Consider the following 11,998-nt stretch of genomic DNA (forward strand, 5'->3'; position numbering starts at 1 on the left):
CTGCGCGGCAGGGTGGCGCGGGGCGGCGGGTCTGACAAGCCGCCCTGGCAAGCTCTGGCCGGGGCGGCCGGGGCGTGCTTGGCTGTGCGCCGACGCAGCGAGGTGCCCGGCATGAGCCAGACCACAGGCGGCCCGGATGGCCGCATCCCCGTCCTCGATATCGGCCCGGCCCTGGCTGGCCTGCCCGGCGCGCGCCAGGCGCTGGCCGAGCGTATCGCCTGCAGCGCGGAGGATACCGGCTTCCTCGTCCTGGCGGGGCATGGGATCGACCCCGCGCTGCCCGCCGGCTGCTTCGCCGCGGCGGCGGAATTCTTCGCCCTGCCGGAGGAGGCGAAGCTGGCGCTGAAGGTCGGGGAGCTGAATATCGGCTTCCTGCCGACCGGAGCGCAGGTCATCCGCACCTCCAAGGTAGCGGAGGTGAAGAAGCCGAACCTGAACGAGAGCTTCTACATCGTGCGGGACCGGGCGCCGGACGACCCGGACATATTGGCCGGCAAGCCCTTCGTCGGGCTGAACCGCTGGCCGGCGGAGCTGCCGGAATTCCGCCGGGCGACCATGGCCTATTTCAACGCCATGGAGGCGCTGGCGCAGCAGATGCTGCCGATCTTCACCCTGGCGCTGGGGATGCCGGAAGATTACCTGGCGGGCGACTTCACCGACCCGAGCTGCACGCTGCGCCTCATCCGCTACCAGCCGCAGCCGGAGGCGGAAGAGGGGCGCTTCGGCTTCGCGCCGCATATCGACACCAATTTCATCACCTTCCTGGCGCAATCGGCGCTGCCGGGGCTGGAAGTGCGGACGCGGGAAGGCGAATGGCTGCGGCCGCCGGCCATCCCCGGCACCTTCGTGGTGAACACGGCGGAAATGCTGGGGCGCTATTCCAACGACCGCTTCGCGCCGACGCCGCACCGGGTGCTGAACGCGGCCAATGAGATGCGCTACGCCATCCCCTTCTTCTTCGGCCCGAACAACGACGCGGTGATCCGCCCGGTGCCGAGCTGCGTGAGCGCGGAAAACCCGGCGCGGTACGAGCCGCTGCTGTACGAGGACCACCGGCGGAAGCTGAACGTGACGAATTTCGCGCATCGGCAGAAGCTGCCGGCTTAGGTTGGGGAAGGGCGTTGCGCCGTAAGGCGCGCCTCACGGCGCGACCCTCCCCCAAACCCCCACCCGCCAAGGGCCGAAGGGCCCTTGGAACCCTTGAGTCTGGATCCGACGGTCGAGGCGCAAAACTCAAGGTTTCCAAAGGCCCTTCGGCCTTTGGCGGGAGGAGTTTGAGGAGGTCAGAGCCCTCCTCAACCACTTCGGCAGGGTCTAATCTCCCCACCAACCCAGCGGAGGATGCGACAGATGGACGGGTTCGATTTCGGCGCCATTCCAGGCCTGGCCGAGGAGCACCGCATGGTGCGCGACCTGGTGGCGAAATTCGTCGAACGCGACCTGATGCCGCTGGAGCCCGCCGTGCTGAAGCGGGAATCCGAGGGCCAGCGCTACGGGCTGACGCCGGAGGAAGAAGGCCCGCTGCTCGAGAAATGCAAGGAGCTCGGCCTCTGGGGCCTCGACGTGCCGGAGGAATTCGGCGGCGCCGACCTGCCGCTGGCGGCGCTGATGGCGATCGAGGAGGAGATGGGCCGCACCGTCACCCCCTTCATCTTCCCGCCGGACAGCCCGAACCTGCACATGCTGAAGGCGGTGGCGAATGCCGAGCAGCGCGCCAAGTACCTGGACCCCTATGCGCGCGGCGAGGCGCGCTCCTCCATCGCGATCTCCGAGCCCGGCGCCGGTGGCGACCCGGCGGGGATGACGACGCGGGCGGTGAAGGACGGCACGGACTGGGTCATCAACGGCCGCAAGATCTGGGTCAGCGGCGTGCCGCGGGCCGATTTCATCATCCTCATGGCCCGCACCGGGGAGGGCAAGCGCCAGGAAGGCGTCACCGCCTTCATCGTGGAGCGCGGCACGCCCGGCTTCATCATCGAGCGCGAGATCCCGATGATCGGCGGCCGCCGGACCTATGAGCTGGTCTTCGAGGATTGCCGGGTGCCGGAGACCCAGGTGCTCGGCGCGCTCGGCGCCGGCTATGCGCCGATGCAGCTTCGGCTGAACGTCCGCCGGCTGCAGATGGGCGCGCGCTGCACCGGCATGGCGCGCCGGGCGCTGGAGATGATGTGCGAGCACGCCAAGCAGCGCGTGACCTTCGGGGTGAAGCTGGCGGACCGCCAAGCGATCCAGTGGTGGATCGCCGATGCGGCGACCAAGATCCACATCGCCCGGCTGATGGTGCGGGACGCGGCGGCGAAGCTCGGCGCCGGGGAGGAGGTGCGGAACGAGGCCTCCATGCTGAAGGTCTTCGCCACCGAGATGGCGCAGGAGACCATCGACCACGCCATGCAGTGCTTCGGCGCCATGGGCATGACGAAGGAGCTGCCGCTGCAGCTCATGGCCAGCCAGGTGCGGGTGCAGCGCATCTATGAAGGGCCGACCGAGGTCCACAAGATGGCGATCGCCCGGCGGGTGCTGAAGGGCATGGGCTGAACCCCTTCCCTCCCCCGCCGGTGCGGGGAGGGTCAGCGCGGGGGCGGGTGCCCGGCGGCCCGCGTGGCGCGACGGCACCCAGGCCCTCCCCGCTCGGCAGGGCAGGGAGACGAGGCCGGCCTCCCCAGCGGGGGAAAGGCCGTCCTCGGCTTGCATCCCCCGGCAAAATCCGCCATAGCGCCACCCCGCGCCTGGGTAGCTCAGCTGGTTAGAGCACGGCACTCATAATGCCGGGGTCGCCGGTTCAAGTCCGGCCCCAGGTACCACCTTGTCCTGTTGATATGAAACGACTTTCCGGCCCGGCAATCGCAGGGGGCGGAAAGCGCCGCCAGGGCTGAGCGGGCATTGGCCGGACGGCGGCCCAAAGCGGGAGCGGCGCGACCCTCGCCCAGAGCACCGTCCGCCCTCCTCGGGACGAGGTGTGGTTGAAAATCGCGCCCGTCTCTGCCCCGCCGTGTGATTTCCCCCGCTGCTGAGCTTGCCCTCAGGGTTGCCAATCCGGCCGTCCTCGCCTTCCATGTCCAGAACGACAACCTTCCCGGGGGGATAAGACGTCCATGACCCTGACCACCACGCGCCGCGAATGGCTCGCCGGTACCGCTGCCGCCGGCGGAGCCACGCTCCTTGCCGCCCGCGGTGCCCGGGCGCAGGGGACGCCGCCCGTCATCCGCCTCGGCGTCATGTCCGACTATTCCGGTCCCTACCGCGACTGGTCGGGCCCGACGAACCTCGCCTGCGTGCAGCAGGCTGTGGAGGAGTTCCGCGCCCAGCGCCCCGATATTCCGGTGGAGGTCATCAATGCCGACCACCAGAACAAGACCGATGTCGGCGCCAATGTCGTGCGCGAGTGGTTCGACCGGCGCGACGTCGATGCGGTGGTGGACGTCAACAACTCCGCCGTCGGGCTCGCGGTGAACACCGTGGTGCGGGACAAGAACAAGGTATTCCTCTGCTCCGGCGCCTCGACCGCGGCGCTGACCGGGGAGCAGTGCAGCCCGAACACCGTGCAGTGGACCTACGACACCTACATGCTGGCCAAGGCGACCAGCACCGCGATGGTGAAGGCCGGCGGCGATACCTGGTTCTTCATCGTCGCGGACTATGCCTTCGGCCACCAGATCGAGCGCGACGCGCGGCGCTTCATCGAGGCTGCCGGCGGCAAGGTGCTGGGCGCCGCCCGCTACCCCTTTCCCCAGACCTCCGATTTCTCCGCCCTGCTCCTGCAGGCGCAGGCGAGCGGGGCGAAGGTGCTGGCCCTGGCGAATGCCGGCAACGACACGGTCAACTCCGTCAAGCAGGCCAAGGAGTTCGGCTTGCAGCGGCGCGGCATGAAGGTCGCGCTCATGCTCGCCTATGTGACGGATGTCCACACGATGGGGCTGGAGACCGCCCAGGGGCTGGTGCTGTCCGAGACCTTCTACTGGGACCTCAACGACCGCACCCGGGCCTTCATGAACCGCGTCAAGCCCAAGGTCGGCAACAACTGGCCCAACCAGATGGGCGCCGGCGCCTATTCGGTGACGCTGCATTACCTGAAGACGGTGGCGGCCATGGGCGGCGCCGCCGCGGCCAAGGCGAGCGGTCGCGACACGGTCGCGCGCATGAAGACGATCCCGACCGACGACGATTGCTTCGGCCCCGGCACCGTCCGCGCCGACGGGCGCAAGATGCACCCGGCCTATCTGTTCCAGGTGAAGACGCCGGCGGAATCGAAGGGACCCTTCGACTATTACAAGCTCATCGGCACGACGCCGCCGGAGGAGGCCTTCCGCCCCATGGCGGAGGGCGGGTGCCCGCTGGTTTGACCGCTATCCGCAGGCAGGGGCGATAGCCACCGAACGGCAGCCGGGGCCGGCCTTCGAGCGGCGCCGCGCCGCCATCCTCCGCCCGGGGCGCAGCAGCACCGGGCGGCGCGACGCTGCCGCCCCTCCACGCCCGTGCCGCCGGCGTCAGGCCCGGCGGCCCGCCGCGGTCTGATCCACCAGCACAAGGGATGGCCGCCCCGCGAACAGGTGGCCGAGCGTGGCGATGGGAGCGGCCCTGCCATAGAAATAGCCCTGCGCCTCGGCGCAGCCTGCTTCACGCACCTGCTCGAGCTGTGCGGCGGATTCCACGCCTTCGGCTGTCGCCACCATGCCGAGGCTGGTCGCAAGCCGGGCGATGGACCGCACGATGGCGCGGCAATCCTCGCGGATCGCCATGTCGCGGACGAAAGACTGATCGATCTTGATCTTGTCGAGCGGAAAGTTGCGCAGATAGCTCAGGGAAGAATACTTCGTCCCGAAATCGTCCAGGGAGATCCCGACGCCAAGCGTCCGCAGGCGATGGAACGTGGCCACCACGGCGTCGCTGTCCTGCAGCAGGACGGATTCGGTGACTTCCAGCTCCAGCCGATGCGGCGCCAGGCCGGCCTCCGTCAGCGCCCGGCCGGTGACCTGCAGCAGGTCGCCGCCGGCGAATTGCGCCGCGGAGACGTTGACCGCGATCTTGATGTCGGCCGGGATATTCGCCGCGTCCAGGCATGCCTGCCGCAGGACCCATTCGCCGAATTGCACGATGAGGCCGGTTTCCTCGGCGAGGGGAATGAACTCGCTCGGGTGCACCAGGCCGCGCACGGGGTGCTGCCAGCGCAGCAGCGCCTCGAAGCCGCAGAGCTTGCCGCGCGCGATGTTGTAGACGGGCTGGTAGTGCAGCTCGAGCTCGCGGCGCTCGAGCGCGTGCCGCAGATCGGCTTCGAGCTCCATCTTGCTCTGCAACTCGGCCGCCATGGAATGCTCGAAGATCCGGTGCGTCCCCCGCCCTGCGGCTTTCGCGCGGTACAATGCCACGTCGGCATGCTTCATCATCACATCGGCATTCAGGCCGGGCCCGGTTGCCATGGCAATGCCGATGCTCGCCGCCACCGATGCCTGGTAGCGCCCCAGGCTGAAGGGCGTGGCCAGCGCCTCCGTAATGCGCCTTGCCAGCGCCTCCACCCCATTGGCCCTGGCGACTTCCCCCACTGCCAGGACCGCGAATTCATCGCCGCCGAGACGGGCGACGACTTCCTCCTCGCGCAGATGCGCCTTGATGCGCGTCGCCGCCGAACGGAGGAGCTGGTCCCCCGCCTGATGGCCGAGGGTATCGTTGACGTTTTTGAAATTGTCGAGGTCGATCAGCAGGAGCGCGACATCCTGCCTGCCGTCGTCATGCGCCAGCAGCGCTTCCTGAAGCTGCTCCCCGAAATGCCGGCGGTTCGGCAGGTCGGTCAATGCGTCATGGTTGGCGAGATAGCGGATGCGCGCCTCGGCCCGGCGGCTCTCGGTGACATCCTCGTAGGTCGCAACCCAGCCGCCATCCGCGAGGGGGCGGTGCGACACCCAAAGCGAGCGTCCCTGGTCGTCTTCCCGGACGAAGGTTGCCGCCTTCGCCTCGGCGGCGAGCATGCGGTGCTCGGTCCAGACAGCCTCGATGGCGCGGGCGCCGAAGCCGCCGGCAACGCCGGCATGGCGCAGGATATCGGCGGCGAGCACGCCTGGCGCCGCGATATCGTGGGGCAGGCGGAACATCTCCTCGAGCCGGCTGTTGCAGACGATGAGCCGGTGCGCGGCATCGAACATCGCCAGCCCCTGCGGCATGTTGCTGAGCGCCGCGTGGAAAAGCTGGTTCTGCCGGCGCAGCTCGGCGTCGCGCGCCCGCAGCTTGGTGTTCTGCTGCCGCAGCGCCAGCATCGCCTCCTGCACCTGGAGATTGGCGTGGGCGAGGCTTTCCCCGGTCCGGCTCAGGCTTTCGACGAGCGACCCGACCTCCGCATTCGCCCTGGCCAGAAGGCGATTGCGCCAGGCGGCCAGCCCGGCCAGCAGCAGCGAGGTGGCGATCAGCCCCATCAGCAGCCTGGAGAATTGCCAGTGCAGCTCCGCCAGCTCCTCGGAATCCTCCCGCGCCAGATCGGCGCCGCGGCCATGCGCCAGGGAGGCAAGGCGCGCCATGCTCGGGTTGAGGGGTTCGAAGCTCCGCATGAGCTGCAGGACGACGTCGGGCTGATCGAGCTGGTCGAGCAGCGGGCGGGCCGCCTCCGCGGCCCGCGCGAGGGAGGCCACGATCTCGCTCACCTCGGGGTCGGAGCGGACGAAGGCCCCCACCTCGCCCGCGCGGAGGACCGCCACGCGGTTCGCGATCAGGTCCAGCCACATCTCGATGTCCTCCCGCTCCGCGTCTCCGCGGCGGAGAACGAAGGCGCCCAGCGCGGCCTGCAGCCGGGACACCTCATGGCCCGCCTGGGCGGCGGTCCATCCGAGATTGTAGCGGGATGTCTTCCGCAGCGCCTCCTGGCGTTCATGGACCAGGCTGGAGACATGCGTGGCGCTGATGGCGAGCAGCGCCGTGGCGCCGATGAGCACCCATTGGAAGCGCGATCGGCTGAAGCGGGATGCCCGTGGCCGCGTGCCGCCGGGACCGGCGGCCATGGCCGATGCCGGCGCGTCAGGCATCGGGCCCCCCGCTTCGTTCATCGCACGACTAGTCGGGCCACCGACCATGCGGAGCGGCTGTAATACAGCCGGCTCCTCAATTCAGGGCTGGAATCATAGGGGTACACGATGAACAGAGGCCCCTTGTCGCTGACCCGCATCGGCTGCCCGTTGCGGAGCAAGGCGAGGATCACGTTGAAGCGGGCGAAGTCGGTGATCGGGATATCCGTCGAGTAATCGTTCAGGGCGATGGCCGTGACCGTCTCGCCGCTGGCCCCGACCGCCTCCATGAGCTTCACCATCGGCACTCCGTCGAAGCGCATGGGGCCATCGAACCACGGCGAATTGGTGACGATAGTGGCAAAGCCGAAGGCCTCCAGCATCGGCCGGTCGAATACCGCCTCCTCCCCCTGGTTGGTGTGCCGGATCTTGCCCGATATGGTGAGGACCGGGCGCTGGCCGGGCGCGGGCAGGGGCTGCCTTGCGCCGTCGCCCTGCGCATGGGCCGGCCGCGAAGGGGCCAGGGCGGGTGCACAGGCCGCCCCGGCCGCCAGCGCCAGCATCCATCGTCTGCCTTGGCGATCCATCCTGCCGTCCTTTTCTCCCGCAGCGCCCTGGCCAGGCGCCGTCCAGTGTCGAGACCTCTGCCCTGGCGACCCGCACTGCCGGGAGGCGGCAGCTTCAGCATTGCGTCGGCGGGGCGTCCACCACACCCGGCGCCCGGGTGCGGGGGACGCGGTCCGGCCGGCCGTCAGCGATCGCCGCGGCTATATATAGTCCCCTCGGCGCCACCTTCCGTGCCGCGCCAGACCTCCACGCGCTCCAGCCCTCTCAGCGAACCGTCTATCCGATCCCAGATCCAGCGCGCGACGTTTTCGAGCGTCGGCATTTCGAGGCCGTCGATGTCATTGAGATAGCTGTGGTCGAGTTGCTTGCGGATCGAGTCCAGGATGGGTGCAACCTCGAGCAGGTCATGGGACCAGCCGTAGATGGGGTGGGGTTCGCCGGTCAATACAACCCTCACCTTGAAGCTGTGCCCATGCAGAGGTGTATCCGGCGTTGTTTTATGCGCGGCGTCAAAGGCGAAGTCGCGGAACGTCAAGGCGGGCATTGCCCTAGACTCCAAAAGGTTGAATTGGTGCCGCGGGTTCTCGATAAACGCGATCCCGCCACCTTTTCCATCATACGCGTAGTTTTTGCTGGAATGTTATCCGTTCAGTAAAGATGTCGATGCGGATGGCTGGTGGTGCAGCCGGCATCTTCGCCGGGGTGGCGCCGCCCGCTGGAGGGCGGGGTGCACTGGCGGGGCGCCGGCTGCCGGACGGCGGGTGGCGCAGCGAGGCGCCAGCAGCGCCGGGCCCGGCTGGCGCGCCGCCCGCCGCGCCGTCTCGTCCGGCCGCCACCGTTGTGCGGCCCGCGACGTCGCTTCGCCCCTTCGCCGGTTCGCCCCTTCGCCGGTTCGCCTCGGAAAAGCGCCAGGCGATCCGTGCCTCGTACTGCCGGCCGCGGCAGGGCGGGGGCGGGGTTTCGACCGGGGCACGGGGCGGCCGGCGCCGCGGCGGCCGGCCCAGCCAGCCTGCGGTCGGCCTGGGCGTGCCCCCTCCGGGTAGCGCGCTCAGGCCGCGAAGCGCCGGCTCAAGACGCCCGACCCGTATCGGCCTGACGCGTTGCGCTTCCGGCGCATTCGGCGTTATCTGCGGATATCCGCCATGTACGGAGATGTCCAGGAATGAATCGCCGCCGCCTTCTGGCCAGCGGCGCCGCGGGGGCCGCCGGCGCCGCGACGCTTGCCACGCCGAATCTCGCTTCCGCGCAGCCGCGCATCCGCTGGCGCTGCCCGGGCAGCTTCCCGAAATCCCTCGATACCCTCTACGGCACGCAGGAATACATCGCGCGCCGCGTCTCCGAGATGACGGATGGCGCCTTCCAGATCCAGGTCTTCGGCCCGGGCGAGCTGGTGCCGGCCCTGCAGGTGCTGGATGCGGTGGGGGCCGGCAATGTCGAATGCGGCTTCACCAGCGGCTATTACTACCTGGGCAAGGACCCGTCGCTGGCGCTGGTCACCTGCCTGCCCTTCGGCCTTTCCTCCCGCCAGCACTGGTCCTGGCTGACCCAGGGGCCGGCGAAGGAGCTGTATGCGGAGGTCTATCGCGACCAGGGCGTGGTGGGCATTCCGGCGGGCAATACCGCGGCGCAGATGGGTGGCTGGTTCCGCAAGGAAATCCGCAGCCTGGACGACCTCAAGGGGCTGAAATTCCGCATCGCCGGCTATGGCGGCAATGTGCTCGGCAAGCTCGGCGTCATCACCCAGCAGATCGGCGGGCCGGACATCTACCCGGCGCTGGAGCGGGGCGTGATCGACGGCGCGGAATGGGTCGGGCCCTACGACGACGAGAAGCTCGGCTTCAACCGCGTCGCCCAATACTATTACTATCCGGGCTGGTGGGAGTATTCGCCCTCCATCGACCTGATGGTGAACGCGAAGTCCCATGAGGAGCTGCCGGCGCCGTACAAGGCCATCCTGCATGCCGCCTGTACCGAGGGCTGGCACTGGATGGCGGCGCGCTACGACGTGCTGAACCCGACGGCGCTGCGCAAGCTCATCGCCTCCGGCACCCAGCTTCGCGGCTTCCCGCGGCCGGTGATGGAGGCCTGCTACCGCGCGGCGCAGGAATTCTACGCCGAGGTCGGTGCCAGCAATGCGCGCTTCAAGCGCATCCATGCGGAATGGGACAAGTTCCGGGTGGAGCAGACGCAGTGGCTGCGCGTGGCGGAGGACAGCCTGGGGAATTTCCTGGCGGCGGCGACGGTGCCCAGGTAGGTGCCGGGGAAGGCGCTGCCTTCCCTGGACCCCATCCGCCAAAGGCCGAAGGGCCTTCGGAAACCTTGAGCCAGCAGGTCGAACCAGCAGACTCACACCGGGGTCCGGGGGAGGGGTCCCCTCCCCGGCGGAGGTGCAGGAGGCGGCGCCTCCAGCTGGGGGCGCGGGGGCGAAGCCCCCGCTACGCCGCCAGCCCCGCCGCCACGCGCGCCACCAGCGCCTCCCGCTCCGCTCGCATTCCCGCGCCGCGCGTCCTCGCCCGCGCCAGCACCTCGGCCGGCGCCGTATCCGGGTGGCCGGCGTCGAAGGGCGGTGCCGGCGCGTATTCGATCTGCAATTGGATGGCCTGCGCCACCTCTTCCCCCGCGATCTCCGCCGCCATGGTCAGCGCGAAGTCGATCCCCGCCGTCACCCCGCCCCCGGTGAAGAGATTGCCGTCCCGCACCACCCGCGCCGCCACCGGCGTCGCGCCCAGCGCGGCCAGGAAGTCGTGGCTCGCCCAATGCGTGGTGGCGCGCTTCCCGCGCAGCAGCCCCGCCGCCCCCAGCACCAGCGCCCCGGTGCAGACGGAGCCGAGATAGCGCAGCCCCGTCGCCTGGGCGCGCAGGAAGCCCAGCACCTCGGCATCTTCCATCAGCGGCGCCACGCCGGGGCCGCCGGGGATGCAGAGCAGGTCCAGTTGCGGGCAGTCCGCGAAGCCGGTCTCCGCCAGCATGGTCAGGCCGGTATCGGCCCGCACCGGCCCCGCCTCCTTCCAGATGGTGTGTACCCTCGCGCCGGGCAGGCGGCTCAACACCTCATAGGGCCCGGTGAAGTCAAGCTGGGTCAGGCGGGGAAACAGCAGGAACCCGATGGCGAGACTCATGGCTTGCCTCCTTGGCGTTGCGGGCAGGATGCCATGCGTACCCGCCACCCCCCAAGAAATCGTGGCCAGGGCCCGGCGCCCCAGGGGCGCGGCAGGTTGTTGGCGGCGAAGGCCACGACGAAGAGGATGCACAGCCCCGGCAGCAGCGGCGCCAGCAGGAAGTGCCAGTCGGCCTCCTCGGCGAAGACCACCAGCGGGTTGGCGCCGGCCGGGGAGTGGATGGTGCGCGTCGCCGCCATCACCGTCAGCGCCGCGGCGACGGCCAGCGCCGCCCAGATCTCCACCGGCCCGCCCAGCGCCAGGTAGAGGTGGCGGAGCACCAGCCCGGTCAGCGTCGCCAGCGCATGCCCGCCGAAGAAGCTGCGCGGCTGCGCCATGATGCCGCGCGGCATGCCGAAGAGGATGACGCAGGAGCCGCCGAAGGAGGGCAGCAGCCAGGGGTGCTGGGTGGCCTGCAGCAGGGTGACGGCGCCGGAGAGTGCCAGGAAGGTGCCGAGGAATTCGGTGAGCAAGCGGGGTGGCCGGGTCCTCATCCTTGCCGCATCGCCTCCAGATCCTCCTTGCTGTCCACATCCCGCAACCGGCGCAGCAGCACGGCGCGGGGGCAGTTGCGGAGCGTATCGGCCAGCGCCTGGGGCGTCGACCAGCGGACGCCGGCGAAAGGGCGTGCCGGGCAGCGGGGGCCGAAGCCGACCAGCCAGTAGCCGCCATCCTCGGCCGGGCCGAAGACGGCGGGGGCGCGGCCGAGGGCGCGGAAGCCGGCGGCGATGTCCGCGGCGGCGATGCCGGGGATGTCGGTGCCGATGAGGAGGGCGCGGCGGCGGCGCGCCAGGGGGCGGAAAAGCGCGCGCTGCATGCGGGCGCCGAGGTCGCCGCGCCCCTGGGGGTGGCGGGGCAGGCGGCCCGCCCAGGGGCCGCGGGCATGGTCCGGCGTCACCGCCAGCGCCGTGTGCCAGCGGCGGTCCCGCCCCAGCGTGCGGATCAGCGCGGCCAGCCGGGCGCGGTGGAAGCGCAGCGCGGCCAGCGTGCCGATGCCCGCGGCGAGCCTCCGCTTCACCTGGCCGAGGCGGGGGGCGCGGGCGAAGAGGATGAGCGTATCGCCCTTCATCCGTGGAGCCTTCGGACCAGTCGCCGCAGGGCGCCCGGGAATCGTCGCCGAAAACATCGAGGCGTGTGGGCGAAGAGGATGAGCGCATCGTCCTTCATCCGTGGAGCCTTCGGGCCAGTCGCCGCAGGGCGCCCGGGAATCGTCGCCGAAAACATCGAGGCGTGTGGGCGAAGAGGATGAGCGCATCGCCCTTCATCCGTGGAGCCTTCGGACCAGTCGCC

The 11,998-nt window shown here is 69.9% G+C and carries 10 protein-coding genes and 1 tRNA gene; 5 read left to right on the plus strand and 6 right to left on the minus strand.

The window, feature by feature from the left end; all coding sequences use genetic code 11:
* Positions 1-111 precede the first annotated feature (111 nt).
* The 4 genes from E5N76_RS20470 to E5N76_RS20485 all read left to right on the plus strand — a co-directional run bounded on the left by E5N76_RS20470 (position 112) and on the right by E5N76_RS20485 (position 4,340).
* Positions 112-1,107 (plus strand): isopenicillin N synthase family dioxygenase, encoded by a 996-nt coding sequence (locus E5N76_RS20470; RefSeq protein ID WP_149539181.1) that lies wholly within the window; start codon positions 112-114, stop codon positions 1,105-1,107.
* 243 nt (positions 1,108-1,350) lie between these two features.
* On the plus strand, positions 1,351-2,535 hold the full coding sequence (locus tag E5N76_RS20475; RefSeq protein ID WP_149539182.1) for an acyl-CoA dehydrogenase family protein: 1,185 nt from the start codon (positions 1,351-1,353) through the stop codon (positions 2,533-2,535).
* 189 nt (positions 2,536-2,724) lie between these two features.
* A tRNA-Met gene (locus E5N76_RS20480) sits at positions 2,725-2,801 on the plus strand.
* Positions 2,802-3,092: 291 nt separating this feature from the next.
* A complete protein-coding gene (locus E5N76_RS20485; protein WP_149539183.1) occupies positions 3,093-4,340 on the plus strand; it encodes an ABC transporter substrate-binding protein in 1,248 nt (415 codons plus the stop codon).
* 144 nt (positions 4,341-4,484) lie between these two features.
* Here the strand turns inward: E5N76_RS20485 and E5N76_RS20490 are convergent, their stop codons facing one another.
* From E5N76_RS20490 to E5N76_RS20500, 3 genes are all read right to left on the minus strand, one after another.
* Entirely contained in the window at positions 4,485-6,980 is a 2,496-nt protein-coding gene (locus E5N76_RS20490) for a putative bifunctional diguanylate cyclase/phosphodiesterase (RefSeq protein ID WP_149539184.1), read from the minus strand.
* A gap of 41 nt (positions 6,981-7,021) precedes the next feature.
* Entirely contained in the window at positions 7,022-7,570 is a 549-nt protein-coding gene (locus tag E5N76_RS20495) for a putative pterin-binding protein (protein ID WP_207792046.1), read from the minus strand.
* A gap of 164 nt (positions 7,571-7,734) precedes the next feature.
* A complete protein-coding gene (locus E5N76_RS20500; protein WP_149539185.1) occupies positions 7,735-8,094 on the minus strand; it encodes a 6-pyruvoyl trahydropterin synthase family protein in 360 nt (119 codons plus the stop codon).
* A gap of 618 nt (positions 8,095-8,712) precedes the next feature.
* Here E5N76_RS20500 and E5N76_RS20505 point away from each other — a divergent pair.
* Entirely contained in the window at positions 8,713-9,804 is a 1,092-nt protein-coding gene (locus tag E5N76_RS20505) for a TRAP transporter substrate-binding protein (protein ID WP_149539186.1), read from the plus strand.
* A gap of 181 nt (positions 9,805-9,985) precedes the next feature.
* Here E5N76_RS20505 and E5N76_RS20510 read toward each other — a convergent pair whose 3' ends face one another.
* The 3 genes from E5N76_RS20510 to E5N76_RS20520 are packed head-to-tail and all read right to left on the minus strand — an operon-like array spanning position 9,986 to position 11,777.
* A complete protein-coding gene (locus E5N76_RS20510; protein ID WP_149539187.1) occupies positions 9,986-10,669 on the minus strand; it encodes a DJ-1/PfpI family protein in 684 nt (227 codons plus the stop codon).
* A complete protein-coding gene (locus E5N76_RS20515; protein WP_187830300.1) occupies positions 10,666-11,181 on the minus strand; it encodes an HPP family protein in 516 nt (171 codons plus the stop codon). Before E5N76_RS20515 ends, E5N76_RS20510 begins: the two co-directional genes overlap by 4 nt.
* A gap of 17 nt (positions 11,182-11,198) precedes the next feature.
* A complete protein-coding gene (locus E5N76_RS20520) occupies positions 11,199-11,777 on the minus strand; it encodes a TIGR04282 family arsenosugar biosynthesis glycosyltransferase (RefSeq protein ID WP_149539189.1) in 579 nt (192 codons plus the stop codon).
* Positions 11,778-11,998 lie beyond the last annotated feature (221 nt).

The organism is Siccirubricoccus phaeus, assembly GCF_008360935.1.
In the GTDB taxonomy this organism is placed as follows: domain Bacteria; phylum Pseudomonadota; class Alphaproteobacteria; order Acetobacterales; family Acetobacteraceae; genus Siccirubricoccus; species Siccirubricoccus phaeus.

What these genes read in the sequence shown, in the direction of transcription:
- E5N76_RS20520 (WP_149539189.1), bottom strand. Translation starts at nt 11,777, where the DNA reads ATGAAGGGCGATACGCTCATCCTCTTCGCCCGCGCCCCCCGCCTCGGC.
- E5N76_RS20490 (WP_149539184.1), bottom strand. Translation starts at nt 6,980, where the DNA reads ATGGCCGCCGGTCCCGGCGGCACGCGGCCACGGGCATCCCGCTTCAGC.
- E5N76_RS20510 (WP_149539187.1), bottom strand. Translation starts at nt 10,669, where the DNA reads ATGAGTCTCGCCATCGGGTTCCTGCTGTTTCCCCGCCTGACCCAGCTT.
- E5N76_RS20505 (WP_149539186.1), top strand. Translation starts at nt 8,713, where the DNA reads ATGAATCGCCGCCGCCTTCTGGCCAGCGGCGCCGCGGGGGCCGCCGGC.
- E5N76_RS20485 (WP_149539183.1), top strand. Translation starts at nt 3,093, where the DNA reads ATGACCCTGACCACCACGCGCCGCGAATGGCTCGCCGGTACCGCTGCC.
- E5N76_RS20495 (WP_207792046.1), bottom strand. Translation starts at nt 7,570, where the DNA reads ATGGATCGCCAAGGCAGACGATGGATGCTGGCGCTGGCGGCCGGGGCG.
- E5N76_RS20475 (WP_149539182.1), top strand. Translation starts at nt 1,351, where the DNA reads ATGGACGGGTTCGATTTCGGCGCCATTCCAGGCCTGGCCGAGGAGCAC.
- E5N76_RS20470 (WP_149539181.1), top strand. Translation starts at nt 112, where the DNA reads ATGAGCCAGACCACAGGCGGCCCGGATGGCCGCATCCCCGTCCTCGAT.
- E5N76_RS20500 (WP_149539185.1), bottom strand. Translation starts at nt 8,094, where the DNA reads ATGCCCGCCTTGACGTTCCGCGACTTCGCCTTTGACGCCGCGCATAAA.